12 protein-coding genes and 1 tRNA gene are annotated in these 17,967 nt (G+C 49.6%); 11 read left to right on the top strand and 2 right to left on the bottom strand.

Translation table 11 applies throughout. The features are described 5' to 3' along the window. The first annotated feature begins 49 nt into the window (after positions 1-49). From SH451x_RS18655 to SH451x_RS18625, 7 genes are all read left to right on the top strand, one after another. Positions 50-1,705 (top strand): permease, encoded by a 1,656-nt coding sequence (locus SH451x_RS18655; RefSeq protein ID WP_479358537.1) that lies wholly within the window; start codon positions 50-52, stop codon positions 1,703-1,705. Positions 1,706-1,717: 12 nt separating this feature from the next. Then, the gene (locus SH451x_RS18650) at positions 1,718-3,049 is read left to right on the top strand and encodes an MFS transporter (RefSeq protein WP_479358536.1); all 1,332 of its coding nucleotides are present in this window, start codon (positions 1,718-1,720) and stop codon (positions 3,047-3,049) included. Positions 3,050-3,151: 102 nt separating this feature from the next. Further along, positions 3,152-5,251 carry an AI-2E family transporter gene (locus SH451x_RS18645; RefSeq protein ID WP_479358535.1) on the top strand — a complete coding sequence of 700 codons (2,100 nt, stop codon included), beginning with the start codon at positions 3,152-3,154 and terminating at the stop codon, positions 5,249-5,251. Between the two features lie 63 nt (positions 5,252-5,314). Then, positions 5,315-5,707 (top strand): response regulator, encoded by a 393-nt coding sequence (locus SH451x_RS18640; protein ID WP_479358534.1) that lies wholly within the window; start codon positions 5,315-5,317, stop codon positions 5,705-5,707. Positions 5,708-5,819: 112 nt separating this feature from the next. Continuing rightward, positions 5,820-5,892, top strand: a tRNA-Lys gene (locus SH451x_RS18635). A gap of 1,039 nt (positions 5,893-6,931) precedes the next feature. Continuing rightward, entirely contained in the window at positions 6,932-7,228 is a 297-nt protein-coding gene (locus SH451x_RS18630; protein WP_479358533.1) for a hypothetical protein, read from the top strand. 226 nt (positions 7,229-7,454) lie between these two features. Further along, positions 7,455-7,682, top strand: coding sequence for a hypothetical protein (locus tag SH451x_RS18625; RefSeq protein ID WP_479358532.1), 228 nt, complete (start codon positions 7,455-7,457; stop codon positions 7,680-7,682). A gap of 438 nt (positions 7,683-8,120) precedes the next feature. On the opposite strand, the gene SH451x_RS18620 is transcribed toward SH451x_RS18625, so the two are convergent. Beyond that, positions 8,121-8,327, bottom strand: coding sequence for a hypothetical protein (locus SH451x_RS18620; protein WP_479358531.1), 207 nt, complete (start codon positions 8,325-8,327; stop codon positions 8,121-8,123). A gap of 639 nt (positions 8,328-8,966) precedes the next feature. On the opposite strand from SH451x_RS18620, the gene SH451x_RS18615 reads away from it, so the two are divergent. After that, positions 8,967-9,971, top strand: a complete 1,005-nt coding sequence (locus SH451x_RS18615) for a BBP7 family outer membrane beta-barrel protein (protein WP_479358530.1) — start codon at positions 8,967-8,969, stop codon at positions 9,969-9,971. A gap of 528 nt (positions 9,972-10,499) precedes the next feature. On the opposite strand, the gene phnD is transcribed toward SH451x_RS18615, so the two are convergent. Beyond that, positions 10,500-11,591, bottom strand: coding sequence for a phosphate/phosphite/phosphonate ABC transporter substrate-binding protein (phnD, locus tag SH451x_RS18610; RefSeq protein WP_479358529.1), 1,092 nt, complete (start codon positions 11,589-11,591; stop codon positions 10,500-10,502). Between the two features lie 506 nt (positions 11,592-12,097). Between phnD and SH451x_RS18605 the strand changes: the two genes are divergently transcribed. The 3 genes from SH451x_RS18605 to SH451x_RS18595 all read left to right on the top strand — a co-directional run bounded on the left by SH451x_RS18605 (position 12,098) and on the right by SH451x_RS18595 (position 17,961). Beyond that, positions 12,098-13,177 carry an aldo/keto reductase gene (locus SH451x_RS18605; protein WP_479358528.1) on the top strand — a complete coding sequence of 360 codons (1,080 nt, stop codon included), beginning with the start codon at positions 12,098-12,100 and terminating at the stop codon, positions 13,175-13,177. A 130-nt stretch (positions 13,178-13,307) separates the two neighbouring features. Then, positions 13,308-16,487 (top strand): DUF1553 domain-containing protein, encoded by a 3,180-nt coding sequence (locus tag SH451x_RS18600; protein ID WP_479358527.1) that lies wholly within the window; start codon positions 13,308-13,310, stop codon positions 16,485-16,487. 4 nt (positions 16,488-16,491) lie between these two features. Continuing rightward, positions 16,492-17,961, top strand: coding sequence for a DUF1501 domain-containing protein (locus tag SH451x_RS18595; protein ID WP_479358526.1), 1,470 nt, complete (start codon positions 16,492-16,494; stop codon positions 17,959-17,961). Positions 17,962-17,967: the final 6 nt, after the last annotated feature.

The following is a 17,967-nucleotide window of genomic DNA, read 5'->3' as shown; positions in this document are numbered from 1 at the left end:
CTGGCTGCAAAGCATCCTTGTTCACATCCTTTGCGATTGCCGTTCTTCTATGCAGAAAACAACTTACCGCTGGGCGACACCTGGTGACGTAAACGCATTCTTTGGGCTTTTGTTGGACAATATTGCGGGACTCTTTTTGATCCTGTCGCTATTGTCTTTGGTCTTTGGAATTCCAGCTGATTTTATCGTAACCCATATGATCCCAGGGACCGCCATTGGCGTGTTCATCGGCGATCTCTGGTTCTTCTTCATGGCCTTCCGCTTGTCGAAAATCACGGGTCGCAACGACGTGACTGCGATGCCTCTGGGTTTGGACACGCCTAGTGTGTTTGGTATTACCATTTTCGTGTTAGGGCCAGCGTACAAAGCGGCTTTGGCTGGCGGTATGAGCGAAATCGATGCGGCGACACATGCATGGCACATCGGGATCTTTTGTATGGTTGCAAGTGGTATCTTTAAGCTTGCTTGTTCATTTATTTCGAACTGGGCGCGTGAGATTATTCCTCGAGCAGGCCTACTGGGGTCGTTGACTGCGATTGCGTTGGTTGTAATTAGCTTTCTACCGCTACTGGACGTCTTAAATGTACCGCCCGTCGGAATGGTTGCTCTAACAATCGTGCTCGTAAGTTTATTAGGTCATGTCCCGATGCCATTCAAGATTCCTGGCTCGGTCATGGCATTGCTCGTCAGTGGAGTAATATTTTACGTCATGAAGTTTACGGGCTTGTTGCCGATCGAACCTCCTTCTATCGTACAAGTGCCCTTTGCCCCTACAGACTGGTTAGAAGCTCTGCGATTCGAATGGTTAAATGTTTGGCCACAAGCATTGAATTACTTACCGATCGCTTTGCCGTTTGCTCTCGCTACCGTGATTGGTGGCATTGATTGTACGGAAAGTGCGGCGGCTGTCGGTGATCATTACAAAACAAGTCATGTGGTCGGAGTGGAAGCGTTTGCGACGATCGCTGCAGGATTGTTGGGAGGGGTTATTCAAACGACACCTTATATTGGTCATCCAGCCTACAAAGCGATGGGGGGGAGAGCTGCATATACGCTCGGTACCGCCATCTGCATGATTCTGTTCGGAGTTCTTGGTCTGTTTTCGTACTTCTACGCGTATGTTCCAAAAGCTGCGGTATTTCCATTGTTGGTCTTTGTAGGGTTGGAGATTACAGCGCAAAGCTTTCTCGCTACTCCCAAACGCCATTATCCAGCCGTTGCATTTGCCTGCGTTCCGGCGCTGGCATACCTGTCTGTATTTTTCGCCAAGCAAGTGTTGGAGAGTACGGGGACCAGCATCAGTGATCTTCCCAATCCCGACTTGCAGATAGGTTTGTCGACAGCGATATTGCTCTCGAATGGGTTTATTATTACGGCCCTGCTCTGGTCTTCGGCCTTAGCCTTTGCGATCGACCGGCGGTTAACCGCGGCGGCTGTTTGTTTTGGGATAGCTGCGATGTTAACGCTGTTTGGAGTGATTCATTCGCCGCTCGCTGACAATAGATTGTTCTTGCCATTGCCCAGCAGCCTGATTTCGGAAGCGTGGAGTCTTCCGAGTGAGTTAGCGGGCAAGATGTGGGGGTTGTTCGCCGGATATGCTTTAACAGCCGCAGTTTTGTTGATTTGGGCTCGTTTCACACCACCCTTAAAACTCGATGATTCAACGGAAACACATTCTCATGGGACTGCGAACCTTGTTTCTTGATAAAGCTTTTACGTGAATTTACTGCAGAAAGATCCACCGCGTCCCGTTTGCAACGAGGGGGGGCGGCAGACTGACGATGGATTGCAATCTACGACGAAAAGCATTCCCAGAGTTGGCGCATGGGCACCACTAAAAAACCGCTTGTTCGCCGCGTTTTGGATTGTGGGCTTGGTTTCCAATATGGGAACTTGGATGCACGAACTCGCTGCAGCATACTATATGACACTTCTGGAGCCATCGCCAGTTTGGGTGTCGCTGGTGCGTACGTCGATGACCCTGCCAGTCTTTGTCTTCGCTTTGTTGGCAGGTGCTCTTGCAGACCGTGTTGATCGCCGCAAACTTCTCATCCTGACTCAGGTGTTTTTGTGTGTCATTACGATGGCCATGAGCCTCTTGACTCTGTTTGACTACATGACTCCGGTTGGTTTGCTCGCATGTACACTGGCAATCGGACTGGGAATGTGTGTCCATATTCCAACTTGGCAATCGCTGCTGCCGGAGATCGTTACAAAACGTGAGATACCCGCGGCTGTCGGGCTGGGCAGCATCAGTTTTAATCTTGCTAGGTGCGTCGGACCAGCGATCAGTGGACTTGTTATCGGTTTCTTCGGAGTCGCATTCGCATTCGCGGCAAATGCGTGTTCCTTTTTAGGCGTGATCGTTGTGCTTATAAGCTGGAATCGGCAAAGCCAAAATCACGCGCGAAAGAAACCATCGGGCGTCGGTTTATTCAAGTCGCTTTTGGAAGGTTTACGGTACTTGCTCAGCGACTCAAAATTGCGAAACGTCTACCTGCGGGTTGTTACTTTTGTCACTCCGGCGTCCGTTATTTGGTCCTTGATTCCGTTGGTTGCACGAGAACGATTTGGCTTGGATGCCCGAGGGTTAGGCCTTCTGGTATCCACATTCGGATTTGGCGCTGTCGCTGGAGCGATGGTATTGCCGACAATTCGCGAAAGACTCGGATCAAATTGGATTGTCTTCATGCTGACATTACTTTTTTCAATTGCATGCATTCCGATCGCGATTTCGACTTCAGCCGTGGTGGCCGGGATAGCGATGATGGCGACCGGGGCGAGCTGGATGGGAATTCTGACAACTTTAAATGCGACGATTCAATTGATTCTGAAAGATGAATTTCGAGCTCGTGGCATGAGTCTTTATCTGACGATGATTTCGTTCAGTATGGCGTTTGGGCCGCTTCTGTGGGGATTTCTTGGCGAGCACATCGGAACGAGTCCCACGTTTCTTGTGGCTGCGGTTGTGGCTTCATGGCTCTACCTCGCGACCATAAAAGTTCGGTTGGTAAACATCAGCCAAGCCGATGCCATTGCCGCGGCATGAGTGTTGTGGCGTCAGTAAAGTTTCTCGGGCACGAAAGATGCTTGATTGTGCAACTGGCCGAAACTGTCGGCACTTTTTCTGCAAAGTATGATCAGGATTGAAATGCCGAAACGAACACCGCTTGCGAGCCAGAATCGAACCTATCTCTTCTGGTTAGCGGCATTCGTCATCGCCGTGACGCTTTATTTCGCCCGTGAGGTGTTTATCCCGGTGGCGTTGGCGATCTTGTTTACCTTTCTACTAACACCATTGTGTGAGCGATTGGAACGACTGGGAGTCAATCGCATTGCTGCAGTTCTGACTACCGGAATTTTCAGTTTCTTGTGCTTGGCCGCCGTGCTGCTTTTTGTCGGCACTGAGTTTCAGAAACTTTCCACTGTGGTGCCCAGATACCAGACAGAGTTTTTAGGAAAAGTACGTTCGCTGTCGAGTTCCAATACACGACTAGGAGATCGCTTTGAGGAGTTCGTCAATTCCGTAACAAACGCTATTGCAACGAAATCGGAAGAACTCATGCCTTTGAGTGGAAGTCCCACGCCGGTCGATCAAGCTGGCGTACCGAGCGACAGTGACAGCGAAGCCGAAGCAGGATTTTGGTCAATTCCTGGCTCAGATCCCAAGAACCCGATCTTCACCAGAGTCGTTGCCGAGCCACGTAATCCGATCAGTCGCACGTTGGGATCTTTAGGAGTAGTGCTTGGGCCATTAGGAACAGTCGGACTGGTGGTCGTCTTTACATTATTCCTGTTGCTTTATCGCGATGATCTACGTGACCGAGTGGTGTTCCTTTTCAGCAGTTCAGGCAACTATATCGTTACCACAACTGCGCTCGAGGACGCCGCGCACCGCGTCAGCAAATACATCGTCGCGCAGTCGATGCTTAACTTTGGTTACGCCGTTACCGTTGGGATTGGCCTGTACCTGATTGGAGTGTTTTCTGGCCAAGAAGGTGGTTTTCCCAATCCTGTGTTATGGGCATTCTTGTGTGGCCTGCTGCGGTTTGTACCCTACGCTGGGCCTGTCATTGGGGCAACTTTTCCGTTAGTCGTATCGGTGGCAGCCTTTCCTGGATACACGGTTTTCCTCGTGACTTTGGGATTCGTCATTTGTTTAGAACTCGTGAGCAATAATGTGCTCGAACCGTGGGTATATGGCTCCAGCACTGGTTTGTCTTCCGTGGCAATAATCATCGCTGCCGTCTTCTGGAGTTGGTTGTGGGGCCCGGTCGGCTTGTTGCTCTCGACACCACTGACTGTTTGCTTGGTGGTTTTTGGAAAGTATGTACCTCAGTTGCATATGTTTGCAATTCTATTTGGAGACGAATCAGCACTGCCAACTCCAATACGATTTTACCAGCGTTTACTAACCGGCGATAAGACGAAAGCGGAGAGGCTGTTCGCATCGGAAGTCGAGCACCAAGGGATTTTGGAAGCTGGTGACGAGCTACTTCTCCCGGCTATCAGAAAAATTCGGCGCGATTACGAACACGATCGACTATCAAGTGACGCTAAACAAAAGGTAGTGACCGAGATCAAGGAAATTGTAAAGCAGCACATTGATGAACTGGACGAGCAGTGGAAAATCGCAGAAAAACTTGCGAGCAAGCAGAATGAGGCTGCGGCCAAAAAACTGAAGGATTCAACAGTTGTGCAAGCGATTGAGTCGGAGGACGCTGAGGTATTGTCCGACGATCAATCGCATATAGAATCCACTGTTCACGAAAATGAACCGCCCGCACCTAATTATCGAATACTTTGCATTCCCTCGCATGACGTCGTGGAAGAATCGCTGTTGCAACTGTTGTCCAATGCCAGTCAGTCGTCGACGACTGACATACTCGTTGCGTCGACGCGGAGGCTGCCAAGTCAGTTATTAAAAGAAATTCGCGATGACCGACCCGATGTGGTGGTGATTGGCATCATACCTCCGGGAGGTACGTTGCAAACTGAATTTCTGCTGCGGCAGATACGCGAAATTGATCAGAACCTGCCGATCATCGTGGCCTACTTTGCCAGGGTCCGGAATTTTGATCGGTTGCTGGTGCGGCTTCGCAAACGTGGCGCTACGTATCTGACGACCACGTTGGAACAGACGCGGCATCAATTGCATACGGTAGTAGATGATCTGCAGGCGAACCAGAGTCAGTCACAAAAAGATGATTTGGTTACAGACGGGATGAAAGTGGAGTCGAGAATTTCTTGACTATTAGAATGCCGAAGTTGCGTAAGGAATTCGGTAATGCGAACGAAAGCGAAACGTTAGACTATGCCAAAAATTTTACTAGTTGAAGACAACTCCGACATCAGCACGTTGATGTGTCGGCGATTGGAGCAGAATGGTTACAACGTTGTTGTCGCTGAAAATGGAGAACAAGGCGTCGCTTTTGCGACGAGTGAAAATCCGGATTTGATTTTGATGGATTTGAATATGCCTGTCTTGGATGGGTTAGAAGCGACACGTCAAATTAAGATGACGGCGAACATGATTGATATGCCGATCATTGCCTTGAGTGCGCACACTCACGAAGGGGACGAAGAGAGAGCGCGTGAGGTGGGTTGTATAGGATACCATGCCAAGCCGATTCAATTGGAAAAGCTGTTGCTGCAGATCGAGAAGTGTTTACGAAGCCAGCAGAGCGAATTGGCGGACGACTTGTAGGAAATTTACTGGATTTGGGCACCAATTGGTCGATTTGGGGGAATAGTGAATGAGGAAGTTGTCAGCAGGCGTTGCAAAGAACGGCGGAGTTTTCTAATATTCTCGTTCTGCTGCCCTTGTAGCTCAGTTGGTAGAGCAGATGACTCTTAATCATCGGGTCCAAGGTTCGAGTCCTTGCGGGGGCACTCTGTTGAGTTTGACGACATTGCGAAATCATCGCAATCGTCGTTAAAACTCGGCAAATCGCTGGCGAATTCTATTTCAGCCGCTTTCTCTGACTGGTCCTGAGTGCACCGGACTCTGCAAAAGCTTTTTCGCGATCATCGAGTCTTGCCGAATCGTTCGGTCGCTTATGTTGAGAATTTGCTTCTTAACTTCACTCACTTAAGCGATTCTCGCTTGCTCGCTCGGTTAAACTATCTCAGGATGGATAAACAAGTTCGTCGGCGATGCATCTCTGAGGCCACTATCGATATTGTCGACGATCAATGATTATTGGCTGGCAATACCTAGACCAGAGAACGCAGTAGCACGCGTAAGCCTCGATGACTATTCTGGTTTTGCTTCCAAATAGCGAATCTAATAGTCCTTACGCCATCGTGTACACAATCGGGCTCGTATTCGCTCTTCCAAAGATGATGCCATTCGGCAGAGCGCGTCGACGGCTTTCGTGTCCTGATTAGCATGAGGCCCGCTGATGCGTTTCATTCGCAAAATCAAGCTACAGCCCTGCCTTTGCTTTGCCTTACTCAACTCAACTGTGAAAATCATAAAAATAATTCTTTCTCTATTAGCTCCTGCGCTGATCGCAATTGGGCTAGACCGAATCTTTGCGCTATCGCACGCGGAATCAAGAGAAGTACCATTCCTAGTACTTTGCATGCTGTTGTTCTTTTGGCCCCTATTAACGATTGTCCCCGATCCGAAACATTTGATTGGCATCTCCGCGTTTCCGCTCATTGGCGTCTACATCGGTGCTGAATATTCGCCTTGGAGGGGTGCGGAAGATTATGTAGCAGCTTTTGCGTCGACCGCATTGGGGCTATTAAGTTTTCTCTTTTGTTTAGGCGTGACTTTAACAAAAGCGTTTCGGCCAGCCTCAGGGTGAATCGTCCGCAGGTCATTCGAAGTAAATGCAAAAAATGCGAACGTTGCGTAACCCAGTTGGTTCGGCTGCAACCAGGCAAAGACGACACCACTAACCCAGACAAAGAGTACCTTTGAATGCAAAACATGATTAGCATTGAGATTCCTGCAGGTCTGCAGCCGCTTGAACGAGGGGAGTTGTACGAATTACCTCTGTGCGACATATTCGACGAACTTGGCGATGGCGAGATTGTCGGCGGCGGCTCGCACGTTATTTCTGGCAAGATTGAATCTTGCGATGTTCAGATTACTGTGACGGATCTGGATCGAGCTGTGCCTGTGCTTGTCAAGCTGCTCCACGATGCGAAATCGCCGGTCGGTACCATTCTTCGACTTATTCAACCTGAACAACGTGTATTGCACAAAGTCACCTGACATCGCTCGGATTACAAATTGATGGACGTAGAGTGACTGAAAAGGCTTTCTTCGATAGAATATCAACCGCTGCGACTCGATTATCTCGGTCGTTACTCGATTCAACGTTAAACTAAGTGCCGAGTTTAGATAGCCAGTCTTGAATCCCTATACCCCACCATCAAATCTTGCTGCCGCATCTCTGCGTTTTCCTAGATGGCTGCGCAGATTCGTCATTTTGAACTCAATGCTGATCGCACTTCCAGGAATAGTATCTGTCGCGCTTTATGTTTCACTCGGGTTCACAAACAGCTGGCAGAGCGTTCCCGCTGCTGGTGATCCTGTAACGTACCAACACTTCGTGTGGATTGATGTCGAACCTTGGTTTGCTGCCACATACTTCCTGCTGCCCAATGCAATACTCGCTGCTGCCTTTGCCGTTTGGTACAATCGCGCACGTCACGTGAATACTTAAAACTTGCCATAAAAAGCAGACGTTCTGACGGGAAGACGATCATCCAGACGAACAAGTCGGTTTCTATCTTCATGGCTAGGGATTCTTGTCCGCTCGCCGTCAATTTTTCGAGGACGATCGAGGCTCCGTGCCAATGCCGCAGGCTCCAACTGCGTTCGTTCAGCGTCCCTATTCACTCTAGATTGACCACCCAGGATGCAAGCGAGCGTTGATAAGAGTTCAAGTAGCAAAGAGCTACACTACATTTTGAGATTAACGGCGCCTTCGCCTCAGTACTGAAGGTGGTTGTCGCGTTAGATAGTTGGGGACTTGGTGCAGCCCTTACGGAGACGGAGAAGAGAAGCTTGGACGATCGCGCCGCGTCAACGTTGTGAAGGCGAATAGCTGACTGCTTCTCGCCTTCGAGGAAGTTTACACAGGTGTAATACTCGTTCTGGCTTAAGATCCGCTGACAGCATCTTTTAGATCTTGGCCTGCGTCTTGGATGGCGTCACCAGCGTCTTCGGCGCCATCACGAATGTCTTCATAGGGGCGGGCACCAACAGCGTCCTTTACGCCGTTCGCCTGATCGCCACCTGAATTTTGTTCGCAGGCGGGAAGGACCAGAAGCATCGATGCTAAGATCAGTTGGGTGTATAGTTTCATGTTTATGCTCTCCGAATGGTTCGCTATTTCAAGACGTCATGACGGTAGCAGGAGAACGACTTAATAGCCTTAGCAGTTTCACTGAAATCGCCTGCAAGTCGGCTAACGACATTCCACAGGCAAGCAGTCGCATCGAATCGCTTTGCTTACAATTAAGAAGTAAACATCATCGCGCATGTCGGCGATTTTCGCTCTCAATAGGTTTGCAAGTTTCAAGCTTAACTTTTTCGAGGTCTAGCGTTAGCTGTCGATTAAACTCGTCGTCCACCGAGATTTCCGCTTACAAACTGTAGCGCCCAGATGATACGGGCAGATGTTATGGCCTGATGTTACGAGAGTAATTGCTGGGCAATACCTTTCTCCGAGTTGGGGGATCCGCGGTTGATCGTGGTTTCCGTGTGAAGCGGTCGAACTATCGCCTTGGCCTTTCTGTTTCGACTGGCTGGTAAAATTTCACGTACGACAGGATGTTTTGGGTAACTTGTGAGGCCTTTTTGGATAGGGCGAGATAGATTGATTGCCGAATATAGTTTTTGGGTGGAATCTGGCGTATGTCGATAGCAAGATATGACGAAGTAGCTTAAGACGTCGTCTCGTTGCGCTCGGACGCAAGAACTTGCATACGGAGGTGCAAAATCAGTGAATCGAATCTATGCAATTGTCACTGGTGCTTTGCTCTGGACCGCTATCTTGCGCTGCGAAGCAATTGCGCAGAGTGTGACTTCAGATTTTGAGTACGCCCAGTCACGGCCAATTCAAGCAATTGACCTTAACACACCGATTCGCTTCAAGCCTGTCTTAGGAATCGAGCTCGGCTTCGTATCGCTCGTACGCAATACACCCGACAGCCAACCATTCGTCTTTGACCAAGACGGCAATACCTTGCTAAATATGGACGACATGCGAGGCGATCCAGGAATCGGATTTGACAGTGTCGTTAACCTTTACAACCTCTTTAGCGATCATCGCGCAATCGATTTGAATTTTCGCTATTTTTCTAGCGGAAACATGTCGTACGATGAATCTGTTCGAGCAACTCAGGTGATTCCCGTGTTTTACAGCGGTATACCGGTAAATCCCTCTGGCGAGGGAAGATTCGAATATGAGTCGAATTTGGATAGCACGGAGTTCAATGTTGGCGTTCGTTTGCTTCCACGAACGCGGTTCATAGCGGGCTTTCGGCACCTTCGACTCGAAGAACGGTTTGACATAACTGAAGTCATCAATTCGACAACTACAGGTTATTTCTCGTCGACTAACAATCGCTTGTACGGTGGTCAGGTCGGTATCGAAGCGACTCCAATCTCAAATAACTGGGGACAGCTAAGTGGGTCTGTGAAGTATGCGTTCTGCAACGACAATATTGGCGGCAACGCCAGCGCTGCTGACGCGTCCGGTTCGCCGATATCAACAACGGTGAGCGGGGACAGTGACGCAACGATCCTGGACCTGCAGTTGGGCGGAACGTTGTTCCTGACTCGATCGTTATCACTTTACAGTGGCTACCAAGGCCTGTTGCTAGAAGACATTGCAACTGCACCCGATCAAATTGGGAACGCGACTATATTTTCACCATTGAACAATCCGACGATTGGCGACGCGCAGTTTCACGGATTTGCTATGCGATTCGTGGGTGTCTGGTAGTGCTTAAGAGCGGGTGCTTGGGGTGATGAAGTTATTGCGTCAGAAATCGCCAAATTCAGCCGGGCCGGCCAGCTTGAGTCTTAAGCAGCATTCATTGAAAAACGTGTGCACGTTCGCATAAAAAGCCCACAAATGGCACTTTTCGGGTCAAGTTTATCGTTTGCGCCAGCGTTTTCGTGCGAGAGTCGCAAATAATGATGTTGTGAACATTACTGCTATTGCAGTCACATTAGAAATGTCGAAGGATGAAAAAAGCTTCATTGCGTTTGTTTGCACGCTTTCAAGCTCCTTGTAGATCGACGGAGTTTTTCGATGGCAGTCATTTTGATGTTGATAGCCGCATGGTTCATCGCATCCGCACTTTTTTGCCTACTTCTCGGTAAGTGCATTAAGCGCGGACTAGGGGAACTGTCTGAACAGGATTCAGCTGTTGGTTCCTTGTCTAGCCAACTGGCATCATCAAAATCGACCGGAACAACTTTTTCCAGAGCGAGATCGCACAATTCCCGTCGCGCTGCGGGCTGACGACTATTTGTCTGAATCGCTGGAACCGATGCGACTGAAAATCTCATACGCATCTGCTTGCAATGCACGCACGGGTGCCCAATCGTCTTTGTAATTCACGATCGCAAATCGATCGGTGCCGACCGAACCAAAGGTCGACAGCAAACCAGTATCTGCCCAATCGAAATTCTCTAGTGTTTTACGAATAGCGTCAGCCATCGTAGGTGAGAGAATGTTCGAAAAACCGATGACGCCAGGTGGATACGGTTCCGACTCGTAAATTGTACGGAAACTGCTCTCTTTGATTTCGCCATCTGCAATCATCCTCCCGAGAATGTCACTAGCAACCGCGGCGACTTCTACTTCACCCCTGGCGATACCGCGAATTGAATTCTCGTGGCTGCGCGAAACGCCCCAGTTGTAATCAGCATCTGGCTGCAAATTATGTTGCTTCATCAAAAGCACCAGAGCGGCAATGCAGCCACTGTTAGAGCGCGGGCGTGTGAAGGTAAGTCGCTTGCCGCGAATGTCGTCCAGCTTTTCAATCTTACTGTTTGCTCTGGTGATAATCTTCATGGTGTATCGATATTCGCCGCTTGCATCGGCAAAGCAAGCAACGGGTACGAACCCGCATTGATTCACCGCTGCTTCTACTTCGCCAGTACCGAACGCAGTGATATGCAGCCGACCATTTCTTACCGCATCGATCTGTTCGTCGGTGTCTTTGAATCGTACCAAATTCACCGGGCGGTCTAATTTCTCTGACAAGGCAGCTAGGAGTTCTTTCCATGTTGCATCGTTGGAAGCGTCATCTCCAGAGGCAATATAGGAAAAGAGGACTTCGTCCGGCTCAATAAATTGATTTGGATTGATGGGAACGTCGGCTATTAGATCGCCGTCTTCATCGTTGTAAGCTCCAGCAAGCGTTGTCGAAGCGTATTGGTCCCCAAGCAGTTTTCGGAGAGAAGTCTTTTCCAATTTGTTCTGGGCGGATTTCTCCATCCTACTGCTGTAGGCGTAGATACCCCACGCAACCAACGCGATTGGAATGATAGCTAAAACGACACGCAGTAAAGAGAACTCTTTGCCCGATGGGCTGGTGGAAGCATCTGCCATAATTGTCTGCCTGTGCGAAAATGCAGCAATGGATTTTCAACCCAATTGACAGCATACCAGTGGGGAAGCGTTTTGCAACGCAGGCAAGATAGTCCACTGCTATGAATTCATATTTCAAATATGCGTTGTACCCACTGCCCCTTAGACTCCTTCTGCAGACCAAAGTTGACAGTGAACATGGCGGTGAACAGTTTTACCATCAAAAAAGGCTGGTGGAATTTCGCAAAAGCTTTTGTGAAATACTTGAGTTGACGTCGTCGAGGTGTTAACCTCACGTTACTTCATTGCAACTCTACCGAGTGACGCAACTAAACAGCAGTGCCGACCCCGCGGCACTGCTGTTTTTTTATGCATCTATGTTCTTGGTCATCCAGACGTGGTCGCCGAGTTTTTCCCGACATGCGCATATCATGCCATTCTCAATTTGTGGCAGTAGTCTTAGAGCCGCAAGGATTTTGGAACGCCATTAGTCCCATCTGTTGTGCTCGGATGTTCATCGGTGTCAAATGTCATCACCATACTCGCGGCCTAGGTCTAATTCTAAACATATGAATGCACATGGCGTTACACGTCTTCCAATACAGTTACCGCCGGTGATTTTTGGGGCGACTGCACTTGGAAATCTGTTCTGCACGCCCAGTGATGATGCCAAGCACAATATTGTTAAGGAATGGATGCGAGAAGCTGCTACGCCAGTGGTCATTGACGCGGCGGGCAAATATGGTGCTGGCCTTGCGCTTGAAGTAATCGGGCGAGAGTTGCTTAAACTAGGCGTTGCGGAGAGCGACGTCATCATTAGCAACAAGTTGGCATGGCGACGTGTTCCGCTGATTGGGAGCGAACCAACGTTTGAGCCGGGGGTTTGGCATGATCTGAAGTTTGATGCCGTACAGGACATCAGCTACGAAGGCATCTTGCGGTGTTGGCGAGAAGGCAACTCTCTACTTTCTCCATATCGAGCGCAGCTAGTTTCGGTACACGATCCCGATGAATATCTCGCTAGAGCGACTGATGAACGAGATCGCCATCAGCGACTTGACCATATAAAGGCGGCATATGAGGCTCTGATGGAACTTCGGGAGCGAAACGAGGTATTAGGCGTTGGGATCGGAGCTAAAAACTGGCGAATAATTGTAGAGCTGAGCGAGAGTTGCGAGTTCGATTGGGTGATGTTCGCAAATAGCTTTACGATCATGGAGCACCCCTTGGAGCTATCGCTATTCATCCAAGATTTGCACGCGGATGGGGTGACGGTGATCAATTCTGCCCTTTTTCACGGTGGGTTTTTGCTGGGACGCGACTTTCTAGACTATACGCCAGTCGACCTGCAAAATTCACGGCATCAAAAAGCAGCGCTGTGGCGAACGGCATTCAATGAGTTTTGTCACGAACATCAATTGAGCTCTTTCGAACTTGGATTAGCATTCGGAAAATCGCACCCCGGTATCTCCTCTGTTGCACTCAGTAGCAGCAAACCAGGAAGAATCTCAAGTCAGCTTGCCGCGTTTGATAAAAAGTTTCCGCCGACCATCTGGAGCGAATTAAAACAACGCGGACTCGTTGAATCCCATTACGCCTATCTTTAGAGGCAGATAAGGTGTTCTAATCGTAAGGCGAGTACTTGAACCGTGCGCTAGTTGCAAGTCATAATGATACGGTCCCTCCAAAGCGAGTATTCCCACTACTTGCTGTCCCACCTTAGCGTAAGCTGCGCACATGCGATGTTCTTCAATCGGCGTTCACAACGTTTTTGTTCTATTGTTTGTAATGTTCCTAAGTAGGACAGGTTGTGCTGTTGACTTTGAACGTGATGTGTTACCAATTTTGTCCGACCGCTGTTTTGTTTGTCACGGGCCAGATGCCGGGGCCAATGATTCCGGTCTTCGCCTAGATATCGAATCGCATGCGAAAGCTGCGTTACCAAGTGGATCTGGCGCTGCTATTGTTCCAGGCGACATTGATGCAAGTGTGTTGATAGATCGGATCATTTCCTCCGACGCATCGATCGTGATGCCGCCGCGTGAATCAAAGCTAGAATTGAGTGTTGGCGAGATTGATGTGCTGCGGCGATGGATTCAGGCAGGCGCGACATACACAGGGCACTGGGCATTTGAACTTTTGCCAACCAAAGTGACGATTCCGCAAGTTGAATTGGGCCCATGGGCAAGCAACGAAATCGACTCTTTTGTCGCAGCAAAACTGCAGGAGCAAGGCCTGAGCTATGCACCTGAGGCACCTCGCTGGCAGTGGTTGAGAAGAGTGACATTTGATCTCACAGGTTTACCACCTACGTTAGAGGAGCTTGATGCCTTCGAGGCCGATCGTTCGCCAGATGCTTACGAAAAAGTTGTAAATCGGCTGCTGGAATCATCAAGTTTCGGCGAACACTTCGCAGTTGCTTGGCTTGATTCAGCTCGCTATGCCGATAGCTATGGTTACCAGTCAGATCAATTGAATACTCAGTGGCCATACCGCGATTGGGTTGTTCGAGCACTCAACGAAAATCTTCCTTACAACGATTTTCTAACGTGGCAACTAGCGGGAGACTTACTGCCAGATGCGACGCAAGATCAGATCTTGGCTACTGCGTTCAATCGGTTGCACCGGTTGACGAACGAAGGAGGTGCAGTGTTCGAGGAATGGAAAACGGAGAACGTTGCTGATCGTGTGCATACTTTTGGAACAGCGATGCTTGGGCTGACGCTCGAGTGCAGTCGTTGTCATGACCATAAGTACGATCCGATCTCTATGCGCGATTACTATTCAATCTTTGCTTTCTTTAATTCGATCGACGAAAACGGTTTATACGATCGCAGTGAAAAAGTTCCGTCTCCTACGATGCTCCTGCCTACAGATGGTCAACGTGAGCAACTTGCGCTCGCGAAACAACTTGTTCGTGATGCCGAACAAAGATTAGGAGAAGCCATTTCAGAGAAGAGTCGCGCATTGCGAACTTGGTCTGGCGATGAACGTACGATAGAAAGCGAATGGCTGCCCGGGATGCGTGTTGCACTTGATTTTGACGAGCTAGATCCGAAAGCTTTTTCAAGTGTTTACTACGATTCAATTGATGCAGGTGCCGTCGCGCCGCTGAATCCACGCGTTCAAGTTATTGACTCGCCTCTTCCGCGTTTACGGCCCTTTGTTGGCGAAAATAAAGCGGTGAGACTAGATGGAGAGCGCGGAATTACATTGCGTTCGGTTGGAAAGTTTGACCGATGGACTCCGTTTAGCGTCGCACTGACTTTCTTTGAAACGACACGAGTCAATGATCGAGTCGTGTTGGTTCACCATTCACAAGGTACAGACGCTGGTTACAACGGATGGGACCTGACGATCAACGATGGGTTCCTAGAGTCAAGACTGTATCGTGTGTGGCCGGGGAATGCGATTGGCGTGCGTACTAAAGATAAAATTCTAGCGGAGCAATGGTTGCAAGTCACAGCGACATATGATGGCTCATCAGACGCAAGTGGTCTTGCGATTTTTCTCAACGGCCAACGTTTGGACGTTGAGGTTCTTCGCAATGACCTGTTAAAAAGTGCCAACGTTGGTGAAGCTCACGGTGGCAAACTTGTGATAGGTCATCGCTTTCGTTCGCGAGGGCTAGCAGACGGGATGGTCGACGACTTTCGGTATTTTAATCGTGAACTTACCACTCCTGAAATCAGAGCACTTGCAACTACAGAGTCGGTAGAGCATACGGCTGAATCTTTCGTTAAAGTGTACGACGAAGAGGTTGCGGAACTGAACCGCGAACTGTACGAACTGCGTTGGAATATGGTGATGGCCGAAGAGGCAATCGCTGAGATACCGATTATGAAGGAAATGAACCCGACGCCGCCTGCATTCATTTTGGCTCGGGGGCAATATGATGCGCCCAAAACGGAAGACAAGAGAGTTACGAGAGACACGTTCGAGACCTTGCAGCCTCCATTTCCAAAGGATGCACCTCGCGATCGTCTAGGGCTTGCCATTTGGCTTACAGATCCGGACCATCCACTGACGTCGCGCGTGGCCGTCAATCGTCTGTGGCAAAATTTCTTTGGTACAGGTTTGGTTTCGACACCGGAAAATTTTGGCCGACAGGGGGATGTGCCCGAGTATCGAGAATTGCTCGACTGGTTGGCGAGGGATTTTGTAAACAGCGGATGGGATGTGAAGCAAGTTTGCCGAAAGATCGTGCTCTCATCGACATACCGACAATCTTCGCGAGCATACAAAGAAAGTGTTGAACCCGATAAGTCGAATGAATTCTTAAGCCGCGGTCCGGCATATCGGCTCAGCGCAGAACAGATTCGCGATTCAGCATTATTCGCGTCCGGATTACTGAATCGTAGTATTGGCGGTGCGCCAGTTTTTCCTTACCAACCGGGCGGCGATCTGTGGAGAGAATCCAACGAAATGTCGCCTGCATATCGTCAGTCCAGCGGTGCTGACTTGTATCGTCGCTCGCTCTATTCCGTTTGGAAACGCACCGCACCTTTGCCCAACATGATGACCTTCGACGCTTCCAGTCGAGAAGTCTGTGTCGTCAATCGAGCGCGAACTAGCACTCCGTTGCAAGCTTTAGTTTTGCTCAACGATCCACAGTATGTCGAGGCTTCCAGGGTTCTAGCCGCCCACTTGTTGGTTAGCTCTAACGAGATTAGCCCCGCAATTGCAACTGCGTTTTTTACACTGACAAGTCGACGCCCAGACGAAGTAGAACATAAAGAACTGACGCGGCTATACAACGACGAACTTGCGTACTTCCAAACGCATCCCGACCAAGCCAAAGAGTTTTTAGAGGTGGGGCAACTGCGTGTTGAAGACGATGATCCGGCCAGAGTCGCGGCGCTGGCAACAGTATGCCAAGCAATTCTGAGCTTAGATGCGGCAATCTGGAAAAGGTGAACCTATGTTCGAAACAAATCGAAACGTTTTTGAGATTAACCGTCGCGTATTCTTTGGAAAATCAGCTTACGGTATTGGCGCAATTGCGTGCTCGCAGTTATTGCAAACTGGAGTTTGCGGTGCGACTGAGCCGGTACCGTCCTTGCCCGAGGAAACTTCCGCCGGATCATTGCTGAGGCGAACGCATCATGCTGCACGCGCAGAGCGTGTGATCTACTTGTTTCAATCAGGCGGGCCCGCTCAACAAGATCTCTTCGATTACAAGCCTCTCTTGAACGAACTTAACGGGCAAGAACTGCCACCTGAAGTGCGCGGTGGGCAGCGGCTGACGGGTATGTCGGTCAATCAAACCTCCCTACCATTGGCTGGTTCTCATTTCAAGTTCGCGCAGTACGGCAACTCAGGGGCTTGGCTGAGTGAAGTGTTGCCGTTTCATCGCGATATCGTGGACGATGTATGCTTTGTCCGATCGATGTATACGGAGGCAATCAATCATGATCCGGCTATTACGATGTTTCAAACCGGCAGTCAAATTGCAGGACGCCCGTCGCTTGGAGCATGGCTCTCGTATGGGCTTGGATCGGAGAACCAGGAGTTGCCTGCGTTCATTGTCTTAGCGTCGGCAAACCAAGGCGGCCAGCCATTATATGCGCGACTGTGGGGGTCGGGATTCTTAGATTCAAAACATCAAGGTGTTCGGTTCCGTGCCGGCAACGAACCAGTGCTCTATCTATCGAACCCTCCCGGCGTATCAAGTCACAGAAGACGCGCTCAACTCGATGTAATCAACAGCCTCAACGAACATCAACACGCTGTCGAGCTTGATCCCGAGATCGAATCGCGAATCGCTCAATACGAGATGGCTTTTCGTATGCAAACGAGTGTGCCTGAGATTACGGACATGACCGACGAGACTGAGGCAACTTTTGAGTTATACGGCCAGGATGCTAAGACCCCAGGTACGTTTGCAGCAAACTGTTTGCTCGCGAGGCGTTTGGCAGAAAAAGGTGTTCGATTCATTCAGTTGTACCATCAGGGTTGGGACCACCATGGGAGCCTTCCAAGCGGCCTAAAAAATCAAGCGTCCGAAACGGATCGAGCTTCCGCAGCGCTAATAAAAGATTTAAAGCAGCGCGGGCTCTTAGACGATACTCTGGTGATCTGGGGCGGCGAGTTCGGTCGAACATCTTACTCGCAAGGTGTACTGACAGACGACAACTATGGTCGCGATCACCATCCAAGATGTTTTACAACGTGGATGGCAGGTGGAGGCATCAAGCCAGGCATCACCTACGGTTCGACGGACGATTTCAGCTACAACGTTGTTGAGAACCCTGTGCATGTGCACGATTTTAACGCGACGATACTTCATTTGCTGGGCATCGATCATGAACGACTAACGTATAAATATCAGGGTCGGCATTTTCGGTTGACCGATGTGCATGGCAAAGTCGTCGAGCAGATTCTTGCCTGATGAATG

The organism is Njordella aestuarii, from assembly GCF_056494165.1.
Note: the sequence above shows the minus strand (reverse complement) of the source record. Positions and strands in the feature narration are given on the sequence as shown.

What these genes read in the sequence shown, in the direction of transcription:
- SH451x_RS18605 (WP_479358528.1), top strand. Translation starts at nt 12,098, where the DNA reads ATGTCATCACCATACTCGCGGCCTAGGTCTAATTCTAAACATATGAAT.
- phnD (WP_479358529.1), bottom strand. Translation starts at nt 11,591, where the DNA reads ATGGCAGATGCTTCCACCAGCCCATCGGGCAAAGAGTTCTCTTTACTG.
- SH451x_RS18620 (WP_479358531.1), bottom strand. Translation starts at nt 8,327, where the DNA reads ATGAAACTATACACCCAACTGATCTTAGCATCGATGCTTCTGGTCCTT.
- SH451x_RS18640 (WP_479358534.1), top strand. Translation starts at nt 5,315, where the DNA reads ATGCCAAAAATTTTACTAGTTGAAGACAACTCCGACATCAGCACGTTG.
- SH451x_RS18655 (WP_479358537.1), top strand. Translation starts at nt 50, where the DNA reads ATGCAGAAAACAACTTACCGCTGGGCGACACCTGGTGACGTAAACGCA.
- SH451x_RS18645 (WP_479358535.1), top strand. Translation starts at nt 3,152, where the DNA reads ATGCCGAAACGAACACCGCTTGCGAGCCAGAATCGAACCTATCTCTTC.
- SH451x_RS18625 (WP_479358532.1), top strand. Translation starts at nt 7,455, where the DNA reads ATGCTGATCGCACTTCCAGGAATAGTATCTGTCGCGCTTTATGTTTCA.
- SH451x_RS18630 (WP_479358533.1), top strand. Translation starts at nt 6,932, where the DNA reads ATGCAAAACATGATTAGCATTGAGATTCCTGCAGGTCTGCAGCCGCTT.
- SH451x_RS18600 (WP_479358527.1), top strand. Translation starts at nt 13,308, where the DNA reads ATGCGATGTTCTTCAATCGGCGTTCACAACGTTTTTGTTCTATTGTTT.
- SH451x_RS18595 (WP_479358526.1), top strand. Translation starts at nt 16,492, where the DNA reads ATGTTCGAAACAAATCGAAACGTTTTTGAGATTAACCGTCGCGTATTC.